Genomic DNA, 22,746 nt, shown 5'->3' with positions numbered 1-22,746 from the left:
CTTTTGGTTCCTTTTGGGGCGTTTGCCAAAAGGGACTCGCCGTAAGGGCGAAACCCTAAGAAGCCGTTACCGCAGCAACGGATATTCACCGATTAATGAGCCGTAACCCGCTGCCGCCCCGCCGAACTGCCAGGCGAAAGCGCCAAAGCCAACTGCGTCCGATTATGCATATGCGTCAAACGCAACACCTGCGACACATACAGCTTCACCGTGTTCTCGGTAATCCCCAACTCACAGGCAATCTGATAATTGGTCTGCCCCTTGCCCACCAACCGCGCCACATCCAACTGCCGCGGCGACAACTGACTGAACACCGCTGGCATCTCGGCAGACTCAGGCTCACCCTCACTCACCACCGGCGCGGGCGAGCGCCGCACCTTGTCCAGATCCTGATAAAGGTCATCAATCGACTCGGACAAAAACTGCAACTTCTGATTCAGATGCCCCAGATGCAGATTCTTCTGCCGCTCCTGCAAAGCCAGCTCCTGACGCTGTACGCCTTCGAGCAACTCAGCCAGTTCAATCGGCTTCTGATAGTAATCGGCAATCCCCGCGCGCAGCGCCTTGATCACATCCTGCTTGTCGGCGCGCCCGGTGAGCATTATCGCCTCGAATACCCGCTGCTTGCCGGCCAGACGTTGCAACGCCTGGATCAACTCGATGCCATCCATGTCCGGCATGTGCAAATCGCTCAGCACCAGACCGATGTCCGGATCCGCCCTGAACAGCTCGATGGCTTCAAGACTAGAATCGCACGGCACGCAACGGTAGCCACTGCTCTCAAGAAACTCACACAGTTCTTCGACGATCAGCGGCTGATCATCGACCACGAGGATTTTTACCGCATTAGGCTTGTTCACGAACCACTCCATTGCTCGGGCCAACGCTGACGATTCCTGCACTTTGGTGGCGTATTCGCCTGAATTGAAAGTAGACCCACTTTCCGACTATGTACATAGGACTAGTGGCACCCCGCAATCAGGTGATCCAGTACCACGAAAGCACTGCGCCTACCCACACGAACGGCGCAAATGGCAGCTTTTTTGACTTATCAGGGGCCAGATGGCGCAAAAGCTCCGTAAGCCCTTGACCCATAAGAGGCCAGACTTTTGGCGCGAGCAGCAGCCACAACACGCTGGCCACGCCCGCGCCAATAAACGCGCCGAGAACAAAGATGCCGTTCGTCGCAAGACCCAGGGCTGTCATTAATTTCACATCGCCGGCTCCCATGCGGCCCAGGAAATAACCAGGCAATGTCAGCAGCAAAGCGATCAGACACGCCCAGCCGCCCTGCCCCGCGTCAGCGCCCAGCCAGGTGCTGCCGGTCGCCAGCAACCAGACCAGCGCCAGCGCGCCCACACCCAACGTCAGTACGTTGGAAATTCGCCGTTGCCGGACATCCTGCGCAGCGCAGATCGCCAGCCAGATCAGAACCAGAGAAATCTGCATCCGCTAAAAGCCGTCCGTTTTGGCTGAATGATTCTATGCTGATACTACGCAGTGACTGTCAGGGTAGACGCACGCATGAAAAACGGCTTCCGCAGGTCGCAAAAAGGTGCGGTGGCGATCGAATTCGCCTTGGTGTTCATCATCTTTTTCGCGGTGTTTTATGGGTTGGTCAGCTACGGCTTGCCCTTCGTGATGATGCAATCGTTCAACCAGGCCACCGCCGAAGCCGTACGCCGCAGTGTCGCGGTGGACCCGACCACGCCGAACTATTCGACGGTGGTGGTCAACACCGCCAATGCCGCGCTGACCCAACAACTGCAATGGCTGCCCTCGGCCCTGAATCTGGTGGTCGGGGTCGACACCAGCTCAGCGTACGACACGGGTACCGGGACCCTGACCGTCAGCGTCAATTACCCGGTGAGCAAGCTCAATCAGATCATGCCGTTTCTGGTGCTGCCGGGCATTGGCACGGTGCCCAATCTGCCCACGCACCTGACCGCCCGCTCGAGCCTGCAATTTTGACTGCCGGCGATAAGCTCTTCGGGCGTTTGCTCAAGCGTACGCCCAGCGCTGTCCTTGAGCTGCCGGACCGCCTCGGCGCACCGCCCACCGGGCTGCATCTGTATTTGAATGGCGACGGCGAGGTGTTGCAGATCGCCGGCCCGCTGCGACATTTGCTCGCCCAGCACAAACTCAACGACCAACCGTTGCCGCTCAGCGCCTATCTGCTGCCGCATAGCCTGCTGACCATCGAAGGTCAGCCGCGGGACTGGCACGGGCAATTGCTCGATCTCGACTTTCTCGGCCTGAATGATCAGCCGCTGCACTTGCGCGGGTGGGTGCAACCATTGGGTGACGGCTGGCTGCTGCAACTGCTCGACATCGCCGACCTGCTGCTTGAACGCCAGCAATCGCGTGATCGCGACGCCTGCCAGACCCTTGCCGCGCAGGTCAGCGATCATCTGCGCACCTGCAGCCTCACGCGTTTGCCAACGGTGCTCGGCGAACAATTGCAGGCCATCGCCCAGCGCTGGCACATCCCCTGCCTGGCCGTGGCACTGCTCGATGAACAAGCCCAGGGCTGGCAGATTCATCAACAGTTTCGTGGCCATGACGCTCCACAATTGTGGGAGGACGGTCAGCCATTGGGCACGCCGCTGGACAGTCTCAACGGCAGCGCGCCGCAACGCCTCGCGGGCCAGCAGGGCCGGTATGAGCACTCGCGATTGCAGGCCACCTTCGGCAATGCCAACGGTTTCGCCGTGCCCTACAGCAATGATCAAGGCGTGGTCGCGTGGCTGCTTTGCGGGTTTTACACGGTCGACAACGTGGCACCATGGCTGACCGATCGCGACTGGCTGTCCCTGGCCGGCGCACTGGCCGGGCCGTTGCTCAGCCGCTTGCGCGAGCAGCGCCATGTGCAATCCATGGAGCGGCTCGATTCCCTGCAACACCTGCTCGGTACCGGCTGGTGGGAAATCAGTGCCGACGGGCAGATTGCACTGGCGCCGTCACTGGCCTCGGCACTGGGCCTCAGCGACCGCACGCTGGCGGTGGAAGACTGGCTGCGGCTGTTCCATCCCGCCGACCGCGACGAGTTGCGCAGCCGTTTGCACGCCCTTCAACTGCAAGGAGAAGCGCTGACCCTGAGCGTGCGCCTGCACCGCGCGGATGTCGGCGCAAGCGAGACGTGGTACCGGATTCAGGGTCAGGTCAGCGGCACGGGTGAGCATCGGCGTCTGGTCGGGTTCATGCTCGATATCAGCGATATCCAGAATCAACAACAGCGCGCCGCTGCCGCCCATGCGCGGCTGGATAATCTGATCGCCAGTTCGCCGGCGGTGATCTACGTGCAGCGTTATGAAGAAGGCGCGCTGATCCCGGCGTTTTTCAGCGCCAGCCTGCAACCCTTGCTCGGCTGGACACTGGAAGACTGCGACGCGGCAGCGCTGGTCGAGCGCGTGCATCCCGACGACCGCGAACTGTATTTCCAGCGCAACCGCCAGTTGCTGCGCGAAGGCTCGGTGCGTGCGCGTTATCGCCTGCGTGACAGCCGTGGCGACTATCACTGGCTGCTCGATGAAGCAAAATTGCTGCGCAACGATCTCGGTCTGCCGGTCGAGGCAGTGGGCCTGTGGCTGGATGTCACTGACGCGACGCTTGCCGCCGAGCAAGTCCGCCAGAGCGAAGAACGCTACCGGATTCTGGTCGAGGACTCGCCGGCGATGATCTGCCGTTATCGGCCTGACCTGACGCTGACTTTTGGCAACCGGCCGTTGGCGACTTATCTGGAATGCACCCCGGAACAACTGCCCGGGGTTGATCTGGGCGGCTGGATGTCCGAGGAACAGCGCGGCGCTTTTGTGCAGCGCCTGAGCCAACTGACCCCGGAACAACCGGTGAGCACCGCCGAAATCAGCCTGCAATTGCCCGGACGCGAACACGCCTGGTGGGTCTGGTCGGATCGCGGCGTGTTCGACGAGCACGGCCAGTTGATTGAAGTGCAAGCCGTGGGCCGCGACAACACCGAGGTGCGCCGCTCACAACAGCAACTTACGCAAAGCGCGAAAATGGCCACCCTCGGCGAAATGGCCACCGGCCTCGCCCACGAGATCAATCAACCGCTGAACGTGATGCGCATGGCCATCGTCAACGTGCTCAAGCGCCTCGGCAACGGTGATGTTCAGGTCGATTACCTGACCGACAAACTCAACCGCATTGACGCCCAGGTGCAACGCGCGGCGAAAGTGGTCGACCACATGCGCGTCTTCGGTCGGCGCTCGGAAATCGAGCAGCAATTGTTTAATCCGGCGCAAGCGATCGAGGGCACGCTGTCACTGCTGGCCGAGGGCATGCGCGGTAAAGGTGTCGACCTGCGCATCAGCGAGACCGGTTTCGAGGCGCAGGTGCGCGGCTACGTCGATCAGCTGGAACAGGTGCTGATCAACCTGATGGTCAACGCCCGCGACGCGCTGCTCGGCAAACGCGACAGCGACTCAGCGTTCAAGCCATGGATTTCGATCTACGCCGAGCGTGACGAAGAAAGCGTGCGCTTGTGGGTCGAGGACAACGGCGGCGGCATCGATCCGCGTTTGCTGGAGCGGATCTTCGAGCCGTTTTTCACCACCAAACCGATCGGCGTCGGCACAGGCCTGGGCTTGTCGGTGAGCTACGGCATCATCGCCAACATGGGCGGCCAATTGAGCGTGCGCAACTCGGCAGAAGGCGCGCGGTTCTGCATCGAACTGCCGATTGCCACGGACGATCAGATCACCAGATAAGCCTTGCCGGTCTGCCCGCAGGTCATGTTGGCGCCCACCTCGGTGTTCATCAGATTGATGCCCAGGCCTTTGAGCAGATTGTTCAGCAACGGGTCGAGCAAGGGGCTGATCAACCCGGTGACCACCGGCAACAAGCGGTTGGTGACATCGCTGATCAACGAGGCGACGCCCGTGACAATGGCGCCCAGCGGATTGCTGCCGACGGGTTTGTAGACGATCAGGTTGATCCCGGACAGGGTGTTCGCCAGGCTGCCGACGATGTTGCTGGTCGGCGCGGCGGGCAGCAGACTCGGCGGCAGTTTGAGATTGGCCGGGGTGGCGAAGGGCGTGGTACTGGAGAACAGCAGGTTCTGCGTGGTTTGCGCGACGCTGGTGTCGAGTTTGAGGGCGATGCCGCCAGCGCCGTACTGGACGTGGGAGGCGGCATCGCAACTGCCGATGCCGAGAATCCTGTGGCAGGTGATGATGCCGAGATCGACCAGCGGCAACGGCGCCACCGTTGGTTCGGCGACTGAAGAGAACGCTGCGACGGAATCGATCTTGCCGAGCTTGAGATCGGCCAGAGAGGTCGTGGTGGTGGCGGTCAGGCTTTTGCTGCCGGTGTCGCCGGTCGGGCAACGATAATCGCTGACATAGCTTTTCGCACCGCCGGCATCCAGGGCGATATCGATTTGCGGCGAGGGCAGCAGTTTTGGATCGAGCTGTTGGCAACCGGCGCCCAACAGGCAGAGCACTGAGTTGAGCGTGTCCACCAGGTTCAGGCTCAGCAAAGCATTGAGTGTCGGCGTCAACGTACCGACCAGGCCGAGGACTGCATTGGTCAACCCGGTCACGCCGTTCAGCACCGGCAAATTCACCGACAACAGCGTGCGAACCTGCGCAGTACGCACATAAATCCGCTCCGGTCCCAGCGGGTCGGCCTTGGCCCGCGCCGGGTCGCCAATCGCCGAGAACTGCGGCGGCTCGATCACCTTCACCCGCACCGTGACACCGGCCAGCCCCAGCACATTGACCGGCAAGGTCGCCGCCACCGCGCTCTTGCTGTTAGCCAGTTGCACCACGCCCTGCACCAGTTGCAGCAACTGCAGATTGGCATCCAGTCCCGCTGCCGTGGTGCCGGTCTGCAGTTGCAGGATCTCGCCGAGTCTGACCGGCGCCGCGTTGATCGCGGCGACCTGCAACTGCCCCAGCGCGGTGACCACTTGCGCGGTCGCGCCGTTGAGTTGCACCACCGTCGCCGCTGCCTGAATCAACTGTGTCACGGTCGCTTGGGTGTTGAGCAACTGCGTGTAGTTGCCGGCACCGACGTTGAGGTTGATCGCCAGTTGATCGAGGTATTTGAGCAGGTTGATGTCGGTGTGCAGCAAACCGTCCCAGCCCACTGCCGTCAGGTTGACGTTGCCGCCGAGCAGCCCGGAAAACAGCGGATTGAGGATGTTCGACTGCGCCGTGTCGATGCTGGCGAGGGTGCTGCGGATATTGAGTTGGGCGACGGTCGGCTGCGGTTTCGCGGCAACTGCGGAAGCATTGAGTGTGGTGTTGAGGCTGACCGGCGTGGCGCTGAACAGCGCCTGCACACCGCCGGCAAAACTGCTGGTGACCGTTCGGCTAGCGGTGACTTTCACCGCAGCCGCTTGTGTGGCATCGACGGTGAAACTGCGCAAACCGCTGGCAGCGGTGGCCAGCGTGCCGCAGGTGGTCGCGAGTGTATTGGCGGCGTCCACCACGTAACCATTGCGCAGCGCACTTTGCCCGGCGTAACTGGCGGCCGTCAGCCCGGGCAGGCAATTACCGTTGCGACTGACCGCTTCGAGGGCGGCGGTATCCACCACCCGCTGCAGTTTGCGCTGTTCCATGTACAGGCGACCGCTGTCGACCACCAGCAACATCATCACCAGCGCCAGACTAAGGGTGGCGGCGGCCATCAAACCGATCGCCCCGCGTTGCCGGGCCGGGCCGTTGCATTGCGATCCTCGCGACATGGCGCACTCCTGTGCCGGCGCAGTGCCGAGCGCTACCTCCGTTAATGAAAAAGAGTGTAGACGCGGTCGGTCGAGAGTGCTGGCGCCACGTCCCCTGTAGGAGTGAGCCTGCTCGCGATAGCGGTGTGTCAGTCACCGGCCAGGAACCAGACATACCGCTATCGCGAGCAGGCTCACTCCTACAGGGCTGTGCCGGTTTCAGGAAATAATCAACGCGGTGGATAGTTGGCCAGAATCCTTGCGACGGTCTCGCGAATGGCATTGCTGCGATCGGCCGGATTCGGGCGGCTGCTGAGCATTTGTTCATCGCTGCCGCGCCACACCAGTTTGCCGTCCTTGCCGTCGAGCAGGTCGATCTGAATGGTCGCGACCTTGTAGGTGATGTTGCGCGTTTCGTTGTACATCGGCGCGCCCCAGTAGCCGTTCCACGGACCGCCCCAACCGCCACCGTAATTGGTCGTCACCTGCTGCTGCCGATCCTCGACGATCAGGTAGGTCTGCACATTCAGATCACCTTTGCCGCCGCCAGCAGCCGGGCGCAAACCGCGCTGATCGAGCTGATCGGACACCGCCTGGCGGATGCGCTGTTCGGTCAGGTCACTCTTGATGCGCGGGTCATCGGGACGATATTGCAGGGCCGGATCTTTCCAGCTCCAGCTGCGATACGCGGCGAAGTCGCGGCTGGCATCGAAGTCGTGATTGACCTGGTTGGCAGCGCAGGCGCTGAGCAGCGCGGCAAAAGCGAGTAGAGCGAGACGGCGGAACATGATGTTTCTCCGGGTGAAGACATGAACCTGCTGACACGAAGTCAGCTGGGAGGATACGCCGCCATGGCTTTTTCCACAGCCTCGCGAATCGCATCGGCGCGTTCGATCTGATTGCCCTGGGTGCCGGTTTCGGCGCTGGCGCTCCACACCGGTTGACCATTGCCGGCATCGAACAGATCGACCCGCACCACCACGACCTGCTCCTGATAAGTGCGCACGATCGGAACGGAGTTGTACATGCCGTAACCGCGACCATACCGATCATAGCCGCCGTAACCGCCGTAGTAGCCGTAATCGTCGCGGACCTGTCGCAATCGGGTTTCCAGATGCAGATCGGCGCTGACCAGCAGGTCGGCCGGGCGGTTGTCGCGCATCGGCCGCAAGCCTCGCTGGTCGAGGGCGTTGCTGACCGCCTCGGCCACCTGCGCCGAGTCGGCCCACGCCGTGCCCGGTGGCAACTGGCCGTTGAGCCAGGCCCAGTTGCGGTAGCGCCCGTAATCACGCGGCGGCGCCGGGTAGGCGCTACGGTCGAAAGTAATGGCGGCTTGCGGCGGCGCTGGCGGCAATGGCCGCGACTGCGCCACGTAGGGGTTGCTGCCCTGACAGGCGGCCAACCCCAGACACATCAGCAATAACCCGCATTGAGCTTTCATGTCGCGCTCCGATCAGATCGGCCGGCAGATCCAGTGCAAGTAACGCCCAAGCCCGGCGAAGCCTGGGTGACGACGGTGCGCGAGTTCCATTTCCAGCAAATCCGCCAGTTCGGCGCGGGCCTGGAATTCCACCGGCATGTAATCGTGAAATACCCGTACGCCGCTCTGACTTTCGACCTGCCACATTCCGGCGAGTTGCGTCGCCAATTCCCGTGGGTCGAGAGGCTGTTGCGGCGTCAGGCTCTGCTTTTCGCCGGCCATGACGTTCTTGCGCATCTTCTTGAAATGGCCTTTGAGCAGATTGCGATAAATCAGTGCATCACGGTTGTAGAACGCCAGCGACAGCCAGCCGCCGGGCTTGGTCAACTGGTGCAGCACCGGCAGGATCGCATGGGGTTCGGCGAGCCATTCCAGCACGGCGTGGCAGATCACCAGATCATAGGGTTCGGTGAGCTGACCGGGGAGTGCCTGCCACGGCGCCTGAATGAACGTCGCGCTTTGTCCGGCTTCGGCAAACCGCTGGCGCGCACCTTCGAGCATCGGTTCGGCCGGCTCGGTGAAGGTGACGTCATGGCCGCGCTCGGCCAGCCACAGCGACATGTGCCCCAAGCCCCCGCCGATATCGAGCACCCGCAGCGGACGATCCGGCAAAGCCTCGCTCAGGTCGGCCTGCAACACGGCGAGACGAATCGCGCCTTTGGCGCCGCCGTAGATTTTTTCGGCGAAGCGCGTGGCCAACTGATCGAAATGACGGTCGCTCATCAGTTGAACCGCCGTTCGCTGTCGGCGAGCTTGGCGCGCACCACTTCATTCATGTCCAGGCCCAGCTCGCTGCACAGCAGCAACAGATACAGGACGATATCGCCGACTTCCTGCCCGGCATGGGCGAGTGTGTCCGCCGGCAACTGGCGCGACTGGTCTTCTGTCAGCCACTGGAAGATTTCCACCAGCTCGGCCATTTCCACGCTGGCGGCCATGGCGAGGTTTTTCGGGCTGTGAAATTGCCGCCAGTCATTGCGGTCGCGAATGGCGTGCAGGCGTTCGGTCAGTTCAACAAGGTTCATCGGGCTCTCCTGAAGACGCATAGCTTCGGGGGGATAGGTGCTTAAGGCAAGCGCAAAACCTGTAGGAGTGAGCCTGCTCGCGATAGGGGGATGTCAGTCGACGATGATGTCGAATGTGACGGCGTCATCGCGAGCAGGCTCACTCCTACAGGACGTGCAAACGCTCTATAGTTGCAGGGAACTCGGCCGCCCTCGGCGTGGCCCAAGGCTCAGCTCTTTCATCAGGGATGCAGACATGCGTGTAGAAAGCTTTTTCGAATGGCTCGGCCAGGCACTCGGTTCGGTCATCCGCTTCATCGTCGATGGCCTTAGCGGTCTGTTCAACATGCTCAGCAACGCTGGCGGCAATTTTGTCGATGGCCTGGCGCAGACGCTGGGGATGGACACCTCGATCATCAGCATCATCGCGCTGATCGTTGGCCTGATGCTCTTGTGGTCGGCGATTCGGGCGTTCATGAACGCGTCGATCATTGCCGGGATCATCTGGTTGCTGCTGGGGTTGTGGTTGTTGAGCTGGATCATCCATTAACCCACCGCCCCCTGTAGGAGTGAGCCTGCTCGCGATCGCGGTATGTCATTCGAAGCTTGTGTGACTGAACGGGCGCTATCGCGAGCAGGCTCACTCCTACAGTAAATTGCGTTAATCGCTACAATCCCCGCTCCCCCAAGGAGCCTGCATGTCCTCTCTGATTACCGACTGGCGCGACCGCCCGACTCACCGCAAGGTCTGGGCGCTCGCCGCGCCGATGATCCTCTCCAATATTTCCGTGCCGCTGGTGGCGCTGGTCGACAGCACTGTCATTGGCCATCTGCCGCATGCCCATCAGTTGGGCGCGGTGGCGGTCGGCGCCAGCCTGTACACGTTTCTGGCCTGGGCGATGGGATTTCTGCGCATGGGCACCACCGGTTTTGCCGCACAGGCTGCCGGGCGCAGCGATGGCGCGGCGTTGCGGCAGATTCTCCTGCAGGGTCTGTTGCTGGCGATGGGGCTGGCGATCGTGCTCGGCTGTCTTGGTGTGCCGCTCAGCGGCGTTGCGCTGCACTTCATGCAGCCATCGGCGGAACTGGAGCTACTGACCCGGGAGTTTTTCCACACGCGCCTGTTCGGCCTGCCCGCAGCGCTGGCAACGTACGCGCTGGTCGGCTGGTTCCTCGGCACGCAGAACGCGCGGGCGCCGTTGGCGATTCTGCTGAGCACCAACCTGATCAACATCGTTCTCAATCTGTGGTTTGTCATCGGTCTGGACTGGGGCGTGGTCGGCTCCGCCCGCGCTTCGGTGATCGCCGAATGGAGCGGCGCCCTGCTCGGCCTGTGGCTGACGCGCACGGCGTTGCGCGCCTATCCGGGGCAGATCATCTGGTCGGCGCTGAAAGTCTGGCAGAGCTGGCGCCCGCTGCTGGCGGTCAACCGTGACATCTTCATCCGCAGCCTCGCCCTGCAATCGGTGTTTTTCCTGATCACCGTGCAAGGCGCGCGGCTCGGCGATGCGACGGTGGCGGCGAATGCGCTGTTGCTCAACGGCCTGCTGCTGACGGCTCATGCCCTGGACGGTCTGGCCCACGCCGTCGAAGCCTTGTGCGGCCATGCCATCGGCGCGCGGGATCGACTGGCACTGCGCCGTTCGCTGGTGGTGGCCGGCGGCTGGTCACTGATCGCCAGTCTCGGCTTCGCTGCGCTGTTTCTGCTCGCCGGACACCTGTTCATCGAAATGCAGACCGATATCCAGAGCGTGCGCGACACTGCTTTCGTCTACCTGCCCTACCTCGCCGTGCTGCCGTTGATAGCGGTCTGGAGTTACCTGCTCGACGGGCTGTTCATCGGCGCCACCCGCGCCCGGGAAATGCGCAACGGCATGCTGTTGACGGTGCTGCTGTTGCTGCCCTTCGCCTGGTTCTTGCAGGAGCTGGGCAATCACGGCCTGTGGATATCTTTCCTGCTGTTCATGGTCTTGCGCAGCGTGACCCTTGGCGCGCAAGCCCTGTGGCTGAAACGCAGCGATGGCTGGTTCAGCGGCAAGGCTCACTGAGGAAAACAGTCAGCCCGCCGCGCCCCACTGACGACGCAGATGATCGAGCCGCTCCTGCTGCGTCAGCCCCGCCGGCGGCGCAACCAGCGCGGCGCGTGGATGCAGCAGACGCAACCACAGCCAGCCGTCGAGCACGGCACGATCGCTGAAACCCAGCGCCAGTCCTTGTTGCACATGTACAGAGATCGTCTGGTAATCGGCGCTCAGGGACTGGCACCAGCGCCAGATATGCTGCTCCAAAAGGCAAGTTTGCAGGCGTTCACGCTGGCGCCGGGTCAGACTTTCCTCGATGCCCAACGGTTCGACGAGCAGACCGGGATTACGCAATTGCTGCCAGCCCTGACTGCCGATGGCGCGGTCGGCCCACGTACCGCCAAACCAGCGCAGGTAGCGGATCGGCCCGAGCCAGCGACTCAGTTGCGCGGCGTCGCAGGCGTCGAAGAAATAGCTCGCGGTCTGACGGTTGTAATAGCTGAGCAAGGCCCGATGATTCAGACCGAACGAAACCGTGAGCATGCGCTGCAAATGGCTCAGCAACTGCTGCGCGGGTATTTCGCAGCTCAGCAGCAGGCCGCGCCAGGTGTCCGGATCGTGCAGACATAACGCCGTCAATCCCGGGCTGTTGCGCAAATCGACGAGGACCGGGCCATGCTCACTGACCGGTTGAAACTCAGTGCCGTCAAACAATCGGTGACGTTGCACCTCGGCAAACCCCTGGCGCAAAGTTCGCAGGGCACGTGACGCGTCCGGAGTATCGAGCAACAGCCAGTGCGCCACAGGCTCAAGCGCCGCGCCGCTCATCTTGCGCTGCTCTGGTCGAGCGCAGTGAGCAACCGGCAGCTGCATACGGATTCAGCGCAATGGTTGAAACTCCCCCCACCCGGCAGCAGACACAGCAGCAGCAACGGCTCGCCGGACTGTAGCAATTGCTGCAATCCATCACTGACCAGCAGTTCCGGCAGCGGTGACGGAGCATCGTCCTCAACCGCATCCTCTGGCAGCACTGAGGGCTGAAGAACGCCAGTGACCATCGGCTGATCGGGATCGCCTTCAAGAAAACTCACCACCACCTCCACGCCATCGGCCAACGCTGCCGAAGGCAAATCGCTCAGGGTTGGCGCGAGGGGCAGCCAGCAATGGCTCGGCGCTGCGCCCTCGCCCTGATAGAGCCAGTCGAATTGCACCGCGACGGGCCGCGAGCGATCAGGTTGCGCTTCGTCGACCGAGACTACCCAGGCGCGCTGCAGGCTGTGCATGCGTTGTTTGGGAGGCATCGCGGCGGCCGCAGAGACTGGCACCCGCGCGGCCGCGAACAGGCGATTGCTGTAGGCCGGTTCGAGAGACTGATCGGCGCGGTGCTCGATACGGGTCAGCAACCAGGGGCGATTGCATTCGATGAAAGGATGGTCGTCCAGCGGCAGCCACTGACCGCTGCGCAGGGCGGGCAAATCGCTGTGTCCTTCGGCATAGGGTCCTCGCTGGTTGGCCTCAGAATCGTCTTGCAGTCGCCATTGGCGGACGGCTGGCGCGACGCCCCGGTGGTCATGCTCAGCCTGATAGTGCGCGACATCGGCCTGTGGCAACCGCGTCGGATCGTCGCCGAACACCAGGCAATGCCGGTCGCGGTGATGCTCGAAGTGATAGTGAATGCGTGCCTGTGCGCACAAGCGCTGGAGCAGTTGCAGATCGGATTCGCGGTACTGGGTGCAGAAGGTGCGGGCCGGGTAGTCGCTGTGCAGGTCGAAACGCCGTTGCAGGCCGACGATGCCATGTTCGCGCAGCACCTGTTCGATGATCTGCGGCACAGAACGGCCGCTGAAAATGCGCTGGCTCAAGCGCAGGTCGAGGCAATCGAGCCTCGGCCCCAGGCGCACTCGGCTCAAGCGCAGACCATGGCTGTGCTCATGCTGGACAAGGCTGTGCAACTGTCCGTGCACGCCTTGGCCGGGCGGGCCGAAACACAGGTAGGCCGAACGGTGCAGCAGGCCGGCGAGATCCAGATGCGGATCGTCGATTACCACATCGATCTCGAAGGCGAAGGGTTCGCTGAGCGCTTCCCTTCCGGTAAAGGCGAGAACTTCGAAGGGGTCGGACAGGCCCGCTACATCGAGACGAAACGACGGCTCGTTGACTGGATCGAACATGGGCGGATCTCTACAGGAGGGGCGGCCGGGGATTCTCGCCGAGAGGCATGGCCGAGTAGAGAGGCGAAGTACAACTTAGGAAATGACCTACGCGAAAAGCAGACCAGAAGAGTTTGCTGACTTAAGTAGCACAGGTTTTCCTGAAAAAATCAGGAGATGTCCCACCGGGTTATCCGAATTTTCCACAGCTTGCGGAAAAAAATCGGACAACCCGGTCGGAACGCTATCGGGTCTCAGGAAGACAGATAGGACGAGCGGGTCAGGCCCAGACGCAGAGCATCGAGGAACTGCGTGCGCTCGCTGGCGCTGATGCGGGCACTGGCGCACTTGTCGCGGTAGTGAGTCATCAGTTCTTCCGGCGACAAGTGCACGTAACGCAGCATGTCTTCGATGGTGTCGTGGGTCTCGATGCCCGCGTGATACACGCTGCCATCGGCGTTCTGGTAGATGTTCACCGAGTCGGTGTCACCGAACAGATTGTGCATGTCGCCGAGGATTTCCTGGTAGGCGCCGACCAGGAACACGCCCAGCAGGTAATCTTCGCCTTCGTTCAACGCATGCACCGGCAGGCTGGTTTCGATGCTCTGCTCGTCGACGTACTGGTTGATCTTGCCGTCCGAATCGCAGGTCAGATCCTGCAGCACCGCCCGGCGCAGCGGCTCTTCGTCGAGACGGTGCAGCGGGATGATCGGCAACACCTGATCGATCGCCCAGGTGTCCGGCAGGCTCTGGAATACCGAGAAGTTGCAGATGTACTTGTCGGCCAGCTTGTCGTTGAGTTCGTCGAGCACCTGACGGTGCGAACGCTGACGCGCCTTCAGCGAGTTGTGCAGGCGCCGGCAAACAGCGAAATAGCATTGTTCCGCCAAGGCCTTTTCCGCCAGGGTCAGCTTGCCATCGGCGTACTGCGCGGCCACGTCGCTCATGTAGTGCGTAGCGCGCCAGTAGGTTTCGGTGACCATTTCGATGTCGGTCGGGCCGAGCAGGTCCACCAGCCACTGCACGGTTTCCGGCAGGCTTTCCTTGTTTTCGATCAGCGGGATTTCGTCGTTGTGTTTCTCGACGTCGGTCACCTGCACCACCAGCATTGCGTGGTGTGCAGTCAGCGAACGGCCGCTTTCCGAGAAGATGTGCGGATGCGGCAGGCTCTGCGCGTCGCAGAATTCCTTGAGCATGCCGACCACGACGCCGGCGTAATCGTCCATGTCGTAGTTGATCGAACTGGCATTGCGCGAGTGGGTGCCGTCGTAGTCGACACCAAGGCCACCGCCGACGTCGATGTGATCGACCGGCAGACCGAGGTTGCGCAGTTCGCCGTAGTAACGAATTGCTTCCTTGAAGCCGTGCTGGTAGTCCGCGAGGTTGGCGATCTGCGAGCCCATGTGGAAGTGCAGCAGGCGAATGCCCTGATCCAGACCGGCGCCACGGAAGCGCTCGACCACCGACAGCAACTGCGCCGCCGACAGACCGAATTTGGATTTCTCGCCACCGGTGTCCGCCCATTTCGACGAGGCCAGCGACGACAGGCGCACGCGCAGACCCACCTGCGGCTTGACCTTCAGCGAGGCCGCTTCTTCGATCACCAGACCGACTTCGGATTCTTTTTCGATGACGATGAACACGTTGTGGCCGAGCTTCTGGCCCATCAGCGCCAGACGGATGAACTCGCGGTCCTTGTAACCGTTGCAGACGATCGTGCCGCCCTTCGGCGCCAGCGCCAGCACGGCCAGCAGCTCAGGCTTGGAGCCGGCTTCCAGACCGATGGAGACGTTCTGGGTGGCGATGATGTTCTCGATCACCGCTTCCTGCTGGTTGACCTTGATCGGGTACAGCGCGGTGTACTTGCTCTGGTATTCCAGGCGTTCGATGTTCGAATCGAAGGCTCCAGTCAACTGACGGACACGGTCTTGCAGGATGTCGGGGAAACGTACCAGCAACGGCAAGGACAAACCGCTCTTGCGCAGTTGGTCGACTTGTTCGAACAGATCGATGGGCGAGCTGCTCGGGCCGTTCGGACGTACTTCGACGCGACCGGCTTCATTGATCGCGAAATACCCGGCCCCCCAATGGCGAATCCCGTAAACGCTGCGGCTGTCCGCAACTGTCCATTGGCTGCCATCGTCTTTACGTGTGCGTCGTACGGACATCGAAGTCCCCTATAAAGAAGTCAGAGTGCGTCGCCTGAAGTGCAGGCCGGCGCAGTCTAAAGAATGAAAATGACGGTTCGTCAGTGCGGCGGTAGACCGCACTGACTGCGTGGAGTTTAGAAACCGGTCATGAACAGGCTCTGTGAAAACCATGGCGACGACGCCGGAGTCGAGAACACTCGAAGCCGGATCAAGCCGCCGGAGGGTTTCACAGAGGCTGCTAGCCGCCGGATTTCTTCGCTTTGAAACCGTGCTTGATCAGCTCTGCCAAGAGTAGCTCGACGTGATCGCCCTGGATTTCGATGATGCCGTCCTTCAACGCCCCGCCGGTGCCACAACGTTTTTTCAACGTCGTCGCCAGTTCCTTGAGCGCGTCTTCGGCCAGGGGCACGCCGGTGATGGTTGTCACCGTTTTGCCGCCACGTCCTTTGCATTCGCGACGCACGCGGGCAATGCCGTCACCGGCCGGGATCACGGTTTGTTTGCAGATACAGGCGTCCACCGGCTTGCTGCATTCCGGGCAATGACGACCTGCGTCGGTGGAAAATACCAGGCCGCCCAGGGCGGCGAAGGATGCGGCTTTCTTGGCCACCGGCAATCCTCTCGGGAGGACAAAGACTGATCGCAACCTTGGGCAAGGTCAGCGACCGCGAAGCCCCACTCAGGCAGGGGCAGCGCTACTGCATCGGAAAACTATGAACGCTGGGCTGAATATCTGCAGGCCAACCTCAAGCCATCCGGTGCAGCTTGAAAAGGTCGCGCAGTGTAACGACAAAAATCGCGATTGCTAAGTGCCAATCGGCGCCAATTCATGTGTTCTTTGCGACGTGGCTCTGCTGCGCCTTGAGATAGCGCTTCAATGCGGCCAGAGAGTCCGGGCAATAAGGCTTTTCGGTGATTTCCCGCATGACCTGTTCGACGGGAATGAATCGCGCTTCGAGGACTTCCTCCGGCTGCAGTTTCAGCGGCCCGTCCCATACAGCGGAAAACGCCGAACACCACAGTCGATTGCCGGTGTCTTCGAAGTAGAAGTGATCGTGAGCGGTCAGCTCGACGCCGCTGACGCCCAGCTCTTCCTCCAGCTCGCGCGCCGCCGACTCGGCGTAGCTTTCGTCGGCCTGGACCATGCCGCCGGCGGCAACATCCCAGTAGCCGGGATAAATCGCCTTGCTCAATGTGCGCCGGTGCACGCACAACTCACCGGCGGAATTGAACAGCATGATGTAGGTGCCACGACCGATCAGCCCGCGTTCGCGCAAATCGGAACGCACCAGGGTGCCGAGCAGGTTGTCGTGCTCGTCGACCCAGGCAATCTGTTCAGCATCCGAGGCAGCGCGATGGGCCGCCTCTCCGGGGGTCTGGCTCACGTATCAGCCCTGATTGAGCAGTTGACGCAGATCGATCACCGCGGCGTTGGCCCGGGAAATGTAGTTGGCCATGACCAGCGAGTGGTTGGCCAGAACGCCGAAACCGCTGCCATTAAGGATCATCGGGCTCCACACCGGCTCTTGCGAAGCCTCCAGTTCCCGAATGATCTGGCGCACGCTGACGGTGGCGTTCTTCTTCGCCAGCACATCAGCGAAGTCGACTTCGATGGCACGCAGCAGATGCGACAGCGCCCAGGCCTGACCCCGTGCTTCGTAGAACACGTTGTCGATCTGCATCCATGGGGTTTCCACGACTTCTTCGTCAACCTGCGGCACTTCGCCGACCGCCGGGACTTCGGTTTTCAGCGCAGTGTTGAGCTTGACCCGGCCGACACTGGCCGACAGGCGTTGCGACAGCGAACCGAGACGGGTGCCGACGTCGCCCAGCCAGTTGTTGAGGTTGTCGGCGCGGGCATAGAACAGCGCGTTTTTCTGATTCGGATCGGACAGGCGCGCCTGATAACGGCTCAGGGAGTTGATGCCTTCCTGATATTCCGACTCACTGGACGGCAGCACCCAGCTCTTGTTGTCGAAGTTGAAACGCGGTTCGGCCTTGGCCAGATCGGCGTCTTCGGCCGACTGCGATTGCGAACGGGCGAAGTCTTTGCGCAGGGCACGGGTCAGGTCACGCACCTGCACCAGCACGCCGTATTCCCAGCTCGGCGTGTTGTCCATCCACAGACCCGGCGGGAAACGATCGTTGGAAATGTAACCGCCCGGCTTGTTGAGCAAGGTACCGGCAACGGTTTTCAGGGTTTCGACGGTGGTGTAGCCGACCACCATTTGCTTGCCTTCTTTCTCGGCAGCGACCTGGGCATTTTGCGCCACTGGAAACAGCTCCGGTTCCTGGCTCCAGTACCAGCCCAGCGCGATGGTCACCAGCAAGTAGAGACCAATCACTGTGGCCAGCGCCCGGCTGAAAAATAGCCCGCCGACATAACTGCGGGTGGCCGACTTGGGCTCGGCGGCACGTTCAGGCGCGCTGCCCGCGCGGTTTTTCCAGTCCAGCATGGCGATATCCTTTCAATCACTTGGGTTCAACGGTTCGACCACAACCATACAACAACGTGCCTTGGCCTAGCACCTGCCGCTAACGATAAGCCGCAAATCGTAAGGGCCGATGACGCTTGGCGACACGCTAGGGGATTCCCTGATACTGGCAATGCCTGCGATGCAGCGAACCCTGCCTGAGCGTGGTCCGCGCAACGATGGAGAATTCCCGACTGTTCTGCCCTTCCTTGCAAGTCGAACGTGCGGATTCCGGGCGTCGGACTGACCCGCAAGTGCGTGAGAAAACCACCCGGTCAGAAACTGAATCGTGTCGTCCAGCAGATTATTGACGTACGACACTCGTCTAAGGGAAAAGAGGTGCTAGCATAGAGCCACCAGTCGATCTCAGCATGCACCCTAACTAGTAGTCAGGATATGACCGAGCCAGAAGACCCCAGCCGTGAGCGTCTCAAGCACCACTTTGCCCAGCGGGTAATTCATCAGGCACGTCAGATTCTTGAGATATGGCAGCGCCTGCAACGCAGTGAGTGGTCCACCGTCGACCTCGCCGAACTGAGCGAGGCGAATCTGCGTCTGCTGCGTTTTGCCGAGCGTTTCGAACAGCCGGAACACACGCAGTTGGCGCATCACATCGGCCAGTCGCTGCAGGCGGTGGACGCCAACCGTGGCCGTCTCAGCAGCGGCCTGATCACCGATCTCAATCGCTTGATGCAGCGCCTGTCGCGCACCGGCCTGCGCCATGGCGATCAGCTCGACCAGACCTTCCTGCCGCCACTGCGCAAGCCGATCTATGTGATGTTGCAAGACCACGACCGCGCCGAACGGCTGGCCAAGCAGCTGGAATTTTTCGGTTTGAGCGCGCAGGCACTGGACAGCGTCGCCGCGTTTCGCTCGTCGATGGTCGAGCGCTTGCCCGCGGCGATTGTCATGGACGTGGATTTCAGCGGTCCCGGCATCGGCCTGAAACTCGCCGCCGAAGCTCAGGTCGGCCTCGAAGAACAGCTTCCATTGCTGTTTTTCAGCCTGCACGAAACCGATACCCCGACCCGTCTCGCCGCCGTGCGCGCCGGCGGTCAGGAATTTCTCACCGGCACCCTCGAAGCTTCGAGCCTGCTGGAAAAAATCGAAGTGCTGACCTGCGTCGCCCAGTACGAGCCCTATAAAGTGCTGATCATCGACGACTCGCGCGCGCAGGCCTTGCACACCGAGCGCCTGCTCAACAGCGCCGGGATTGTCACCCGCACGTTGATCGAACCGATTCAGGCGATGGCGGAACTGGCGGATTTCCAGCCGGACCTGATCATTCTCGATATGTACATGCCGGCCTGCACCGGCACCGAACTGGCCAAAGTGATCCGCCACAACGACCGCTACGTCAGCGTGCCGATCATTTACCTGTCGGCCGAGGACGATCTGGACAAGCAGCTCGACGCCATGAGCGAGGGCGGCGATGACTTTTTGACCAAGCCGATCAAGCCACGGCACTTGATCACCACGGTGCGCAACCGCGCCGCCCGCGCGCGCAATCTGAAAGCGCGCATGGTCCGCGACAGTCTCACCGGGCTGTACAACCACACGCACATCCTGCAGTTGCTCGAAGACTGCTCGTTCCGCGCCCGCCGCGAGAACAAGCCGCTGAGCTTTGCCATGCTCGACATCGATCACTTCAAACGGGTCAACGACAGCCACGGCCACCCGATGGGCGACCGTGTGATCAAGAGCCTGGCGCTGTTCCTCAAGCAGCGTTTGCGCAAGACCGATTTCATCGGCCGTTACGGTGGCGAAGAGTTCGCCATCGTCATGCCCGACACTGATATCGACGCGGCGCACAAAGTCCTCGACGAGATTCGCCAGCGCTTCGCCGAAATTCATTACCCGGCGCAGCCGCAGGATCTCTGGTGCACATTTAGCGCCGGCGTGGTGGAAATGTGCGATGACTCCGACAGCCTGATGATGGCCAGCCAGGCCGACGAGGCGCTGTATCGCGCCAAGGGTGCCGGACGCAATCGGGTGCAGACCGCCAGGCAATCAAAGCAAAGTGCCACTTTTTCATCGGAATCCACTGATTCGGTCATAACCTTGTAATAGAACCGCAATAAATTCAGGCGCTTACCATTTCTGCCGTTGGTAGCCGTCATGCGCCTGAAGTTGCTCACCAATCTCAACACTCTGCTGCTGGTCGCCGTCTGCGTGGCCCTTGGCGCCACGCTGTGGTGGTCGCAAAAAGCCCTGGAACGGCCCTATCTTTTGATGGAGCGGTACCTGGGGCTGTCGCAGCAATTTCAGAATGAAGTGGCGCGCAACGTCGAGGATTACCTCGCCAGCGGTGACGCGCTGCGCCTGAGCAGCGCCGCCCAGGCCATCGACAGCGTGCACAAGCAACTGAGTGAATTGCCGCCGGCGCTGGCCGACACCGTGCAGCCAAGTCTGTCGAGCCTCGATGAATTCAGCAAAACCGACCTGCTCGCCGCCGGCAAACTGGCCGGCGATCCGCAAGCCCTGCTGTTGCAGGCAGAACGCGAACTCAGCGCCGGCCTCGACCAGCTCAACACCTACGCCAATGGCAACGCCGCCTATCTCGCACCCCTGCTCGCCGCGTCGCAGCATCTGGGCAAATTGTCGCTGGCGCGGGACAAACTGGTGAGCAGCGGGCGCAGTGAGCTCGCCGCCGATGTCGAGCGCGAGGTCGACAGCATGCGCGCCGAGGCCCAGGCAATCGACGCCCTGCCCTTGCTCGGAGTGGTCACCAGCACTGAATCGAACAGTGACGATTTCGCCGCACTCATGGGCATCGAGAACACTGATAAAGCCGCCGCCGAGGATGCCGGTGTCGGCCTCAAACGCGAACTGAACAGCTTGCTCGGCCGCTACCCGGCGGAACTGGCGCGCACTCGCGAGCAGATCCATAAACGCGCGGATCTCAGCGCCGCCACCCACGAAAAAATCGCCAGCGTGCAACACGCCATCGCCGGCCTCGAACCGGTGGTGCGCGCGCAACACGGGCAGATCCAGGGCGAAGTGCGGCTGATGCAAGGCGTAATGATCGGCCTGATTCTGCTGATCGCCCTGCTCATCGACACCTTGCAGCGGCGCCTGGCCCGCACTCTGACCAACCTCGCCCCGGCGCTGTCGACCTGGGCCGAGGGCGATTTCAGCCAGGATATTCAACTGGGCAAGACCAACCGCGAACTGCACGACATCGAAGCCTCGCTCAATCGCTTGCGCGCCTATCTGGTGGATCTGGTCGGCACGATTCGCGGCAACGCCGAGCAAGTCGCGGGTAGCAGCCGCACCCTCGCCGAACTGAGCAATGACCTGCACAGCGGCGCCGAGCATCAGGCCGGTGATACGGCGCTGATCCGTGACTCACTGGGCGAACTGGAGGCGACCATTCAGCAAGTGGCCGGCGACGCCCGCCAGGCTGCCGATGCCAGCCGTCATGCCGGTCTGGCTGTCGAGCATGGCCAGGCTGTGATCGGCCAGAGCCTGACCGGACTGCATGCTTTGGTCGGTGAAGTTCAGGGCAATGCGCAGATGATCGAGCACCTCGCCGAGGAGTCGGCAACTATTGGCGGCGTGCTGACGGTGATTCGCTCGATTGCTGACCAGACCAATCTGCTCGCCCTGAACGCCGCGATCGAAGCCGCTCGCGCCGGCGAGATGGGCCGTGGTTTCGCCGTGGTTGCCGAAGAAGTGCGCTCGCTGGCGCAGCGTACTGCCGGAGCGACGGCGGAAATCCAGACGCTGATCGCCGGCCTGCAGACCGCCGCCCGACAATCGGTTGAGGGTATGCGCGCCCAGGTCGAACACGCCGAAGCCACGGCCAGTCAGGCGCAGGCGGCGGACGGTGCGCTGGATAAAATCGTCGGCGCGATTCAGACCATCGCCGACACGGCTGTGCGCATTGCCGATGTCACCGCACAACAAAGCGGCGCGGTGAGCGAGATCCGCGATCACAGCGAGCGCATTCATCAACTGGGTGGGGATAACCTGCTGCGCATCGGCCAGGGGCGCGAACAGGGCGAGAATCTGCTGGTGCTGGGTGGGCGATTGCATACGGCCGTTCAAGCCTTCCGCGTTTGATAAACCGCTATCGCGAGCAGGCTCACTCCTACAGGGGATACGCGTTCCAAATGTAGGAGTGAGCCTGCTCGCGATAGCGTCAAACCAGACACCGCCGATCCCGCAGAATGACCGGATGTGAACTCATGGTCACAAATTTCGCGCAAACATCGCCCATCGTGCCGGCTATTGCATGGAACTGGACAGTCACAAAGGCTTTGCGGCATAGTCGCCGGGTTCTGACGACTGCTCATTGATAACAAGGACAACGCAGATGGCGACGCTACTGGTGCTGCACGGCCCCAACCTGAACCTGCTCGGCACCCGGGAACCGGGGACCTATGGGTCGACGACCCTGGCGCAGATCAATCAGGATCTGGAGCGTCGCGCCCGTGAAGCCGGCCATCATCTGCTGCATCTGCAAAGCAACGCCGAGTACGAATTGATCGATCGCATCCACGCTGCGCGCGATGAAGGCGTGGATTTCATTCTGATCAATCCGGCGGCTTTTACGCACACAAGTGTCGCATTACGTGACGCGCTGCTGGGAGTGAGCATCCCATTCATCGAAGTGCACTTGTCCAACGTGCACAAGCGCGAACCTTTCCGCCATCACTCCTACTTCTCCGATGTAGCGGTAGGAGTGATCTGCGGCCTTGGCGCCAGCGGTTACCGACTGGCCCTGGAGGCCGCACTAGAGCAGCTTGAACACCAAGCTATACGCCCCTGACC

20 protein-coding genes are annotated in these 22,746 nt (G+C 61.7%); 7 read left to right on the top strand and 13 right to left on the bottom strand.

Features of this window, described 5'->3' with window-relative positions; translation table 11 throughout:
- Window positions 1-92: 92 nt before the first annotated feature.
- Together QRN33_RS03255 and QRN33_RS03250 are read right to left on the bottom strand one after the other, a co-directional pair.
- Window positions 93-872, bottom strand: coding sequence for a response regulator (locus QRN33_RS03255; protein ID WP_409212596.1), 780 nt, complete (start codon window positions 870-872; stop codon window positions 93-95).
- 106 nt (window positions 873-978) lie between these two features.
- Window positions 979-1,449: an A24 family peptidase gene (locus tag QRN33_RS03250; RefSeq protein ID WP_227973610.1), complete on the bottom strand. Its 471-nt coding sequence runs from the start codon at window positions 1,447-1,449 to the stop codon at window positions 979-981.
- 75 nt (window positions 1,450-1,524) lie between these two features.
- On the opposite strand from QRN33_RS03250, the gene QRN33_RS03245 reads away from it, so the two are divergent.
- Both QRN33_RS03245 and QRN33_RS03240 read left to right on the top strand, forming a co-directional pair.
- Window positions 1,525-1,971 carry a TadE/TadG family type IV pilus assembly protein gene (locus QRN33_RS03245; RefSeq protein WP_042608889.1) on the top strand — a complete coding sequence of 149 codons (447 nt, stop codon included), beginning with the start codon at window positions 1,525-1,527 and terminating at the stop codon, window positions 1,969-1,971.
- On the top strand, window positions 1,968-4,730 hold the full coding sequence (locus QRN33_RS03240; protein WP_285406963.1) for a PAS domain-containing sensor histidine kinase: 2,763 nt from the start codon (window positions 1,968-1,970) through the stop codon (window positions 4,728-4,730). The genes QRN33_RS03245 and QRN33_RS03240 overlap by 4 nt, the downstream gene beginning before the upstream one ends.
- On the opposite strand, the gene QRN33_RS03235 is transcribed toward QRN33_RS03240, so the two are convergent.
- The 5 genes from QRN33_RS03235 to QRN33_RS03215 all read right to left on the bottom strand — a co-directional run bounded on the left by QRN33_RS03235 (window position 4,715) and on the right by QRN33_RS03215 (window position 9,196).
- Entirely contained in the window at window positions 4,715-6,712 is a 1,998-nt protein-coding gene (locus QRN33_RS03235) for a pilus assembly protein TadG-related protein (protein ID WP_285406960.1), read from the bottom strand. The genes QRN33_RS03240 and QRN33_RS03235 overlap by 16 nt on opposite strands.
- Window positions 6,713-6,921: 209 nt before the next feature.
- On the bottom strand, window positions 6,922-7,479 hold the full coding sequence (locus QRN33_RS03230; RefSeq protein WP_042608892.1) for a DUF4136 domain-containing protein: 558 nt from the start codon (window positions 7,477-7,479) through the stop codon (window positions 6,922-6,924).
- A gap of 41 nt (window positions 7,480-7,520) precedes the next feature.
- Window positions 7,521-8,132, bottom strand: coding sequence for a DUF4136 domain-containing protein (locus QRN33_RS03225; RefSeq protein WP_285406955.1), 612 nt, complete (start codon window positions 8,130-8,132; stop codon window positions 7,521-7,523).
- A gap of 12 nt (window positions 8,133-8,144) precedes the next feature.
- Window positions 8,145-8,894 (bottom strand): methyltransferase, encoded by a 750-nt coding sequence (locus QRN33_RS03220; RefSeq protein ID WP_042608894.1) that lies wholly within the window; start codon window positions 8,892-8,894, stop codon window positions 8,145-8,147.
- On the bottom strand, window positions 8,894-9,196 hold the full coding sequence (locus QRN33_RS03215) for a MazG-like family protein (RefSeq protein WP_227973605.1): 303 nt from the start codon (window positions 9,194-9,196) through the stop codon (window positions 8,894-8,896). Before QRN33_RS03215 ends, QRN33_RS03220 begins: the two co-directional genes overlap by 1 nt.
- A 235-nt stretch (window positions 9,197-9,431) precedes the next feature.
- Here QRN33_RS03215 and QRN33_RS03210 point away from each other — a divergent pair, with 235 nt between their 5' ends.
- Together QRN33_RS03210 and QRN33_RS03205 are read left to right on the top strand one after the other, a co-directional pair.
- Window positions 9,432-9,725 carry a hypothetical protein gene (locus QRN33_RS03210; RefSeq protein ID WP_039757018.1) on the top strand — a complete coding sequence of 98 codons (294 nt, stop codon included), beginning with the start codon at window positions 9,432-9,434 and terminating at the stop codon, window positions 9,723-9,725.
- Between the two features lie 148 nt (window positions 9,726-9,873).
- Entirely contained in the window at window positions 9,874-11,223 is a 1,350-nt protein-coding gene (locus QRN33_RS03205) for an MATE family efflux transporter (protein WP_285406949.1), read from the top strand.
- Between the two features lie 9 nt (window positions 11,224-11,232).
- On the opposite strand, the gene QRN33_RS03200 is transcribed toward QRN33_RS03205, so the two are convergent.
- The 6 genes from QRN33_RS03200 to QRN33_RS03175 all read right to left on the bottom strand — a co-directional run bounded on the left by QRN33_RS03200 (window position 11,233) and on the right by QRN33_RS03175 (window position 17,952).
- Window positions 11,233-12,024 (bottom strand): DUF4123 domain-containing protein, encoded by a 792-nt coding sequence (locus tag QRN33_RS03200; protein ID WP_285406944.1) that lies wholly within the window; start codon window positions 12,022-12,024, stop codon window positions 11,233-11,235.
- Window positions 12,021-13,367: a type VI secretion system Vgr family protein gene (locus QRN33_RS03195; RefSeq protein ID WP_285406942.1), complete on the bottom strand. Its 1,347-nt coding sequence runs from the start codon at window positions 13,365-13,367 to the stop codon at window positions 12,021-12,023. Before QRN33_RS03195 ends, QRN33_RS03200 begins: the two co-directional genes overlap by 4 nt.
- Before the next feature lie 233 nt (window positions 13,368-13,600).
- Window positions 13,601-15,514: an arginine decarboxylase gene (gene speA, locus QRN33_RS03190; protein WP_016771856.1), complete on the bottom strand. Its 1,914-nt coding sequence runs from the start codon at window positions 15,512-15,514 to the stop codon at window positions 13,601-13,603.
- Window positions 15,515-15,734: 220 nt separating this feature from the next.
- Entirely contained in the window at window positions 15,735-16,106 is a 372-nt protein-coding gene (locus tag QRN33_RS03185; RefSeq protein ID WP_285406939.1) for a translation initiation factor Sui1, read from the bottom strand.
- Window positions 16,107-16,323: 217 nt separating this feature from the next.
- On the bottom strand, window positions 16,324-16,881 hold the full coding sequence (locus QRN33_RS03180) for an NUDIX hydrolase (RefSeq protein WP_285406936.1): 558 nt from the start codon (window positions 16,879-16,881) through the stop codon (window positions 16,324-16,326).
- A 3-nt stretch (window positions 16,882-16,884) separates the two neighbouring features.
- Entirely contained in the window at window positions 16,885-17,952 is a 1,068-nt protein-coding gene (locus QRN33_RS03175; protein ID WP_064362981.1) for a DUF2333 family protein, read from the bottom strand.
- A gap of 414 nt (window positions 17,953-18,366) precedes the next feature.
- On the opposite strand from QRN33_RS03175, the gene gcbA reads away from it, so the two are divergent.
- The 3 genes from gcbA (at window position 18,367) to aroQ (ending at window position 22,744) form a co-directional block, all read left to right on the top strand.
- Window positions 18,367-20,037 carry a diguanylate cyclase GcbA gene (gene gcbA / locus QRN33_RS03170; protein WP_042608901.1) on the top strand — a complete coding sequence of 557 codons (1,671 nt, stop codon included), beginning with the start codon at window positions 18,367-18,369 and terminating at the stop codon, window positions 20,035-20,037.
- Window positions 20,038-20,088: 51 nt separating this feature from the next.
- Window positions 20,089-22,035 carry a methyl-accepting chemotaxis protein gene (locus QRN33_RS03165; RefSeq protein ID WP_285406931.1) on the top strand — a complete coding sequence of 649 codons (1,947 nt, stop codon included), beginning with the start codon at window positions 20,089-20,091 and terminating at the stop codon, window positions 22,033-22,035.
- Window positions 22,036-22,288: 253 nt separating this feature from the next.
- Window positions 22,289-22,744 (top strand): type II 3-dehydroquinate dehydratase, encoded by a 456-nt coding sequence (aroQ, locus tag QRN33_RS03160; protein ID WP_042608903.1) that lies wholly within the window; start codon window positions 22,289-22,291, stop codon window positions 22,742-22,744.
- Window positions 22,745-22,746: the final 2 nt, after the last annotated feature.

The organism is Pseudomonas sp. FR229a, assembly GCF_030209115.1.
In the GTDB taxonomy this organism is placed as follows: Bacteria; Pseudomonadota; Gammaproteobacteria; order Pseudomonadales; family Pseudomonadaceae; genus Aquipseudomonas; species Aquipseudomonas moraviensis_A.
This window is presented reverse-complemented; position numbering and strand designations above follow the sequence as displayed.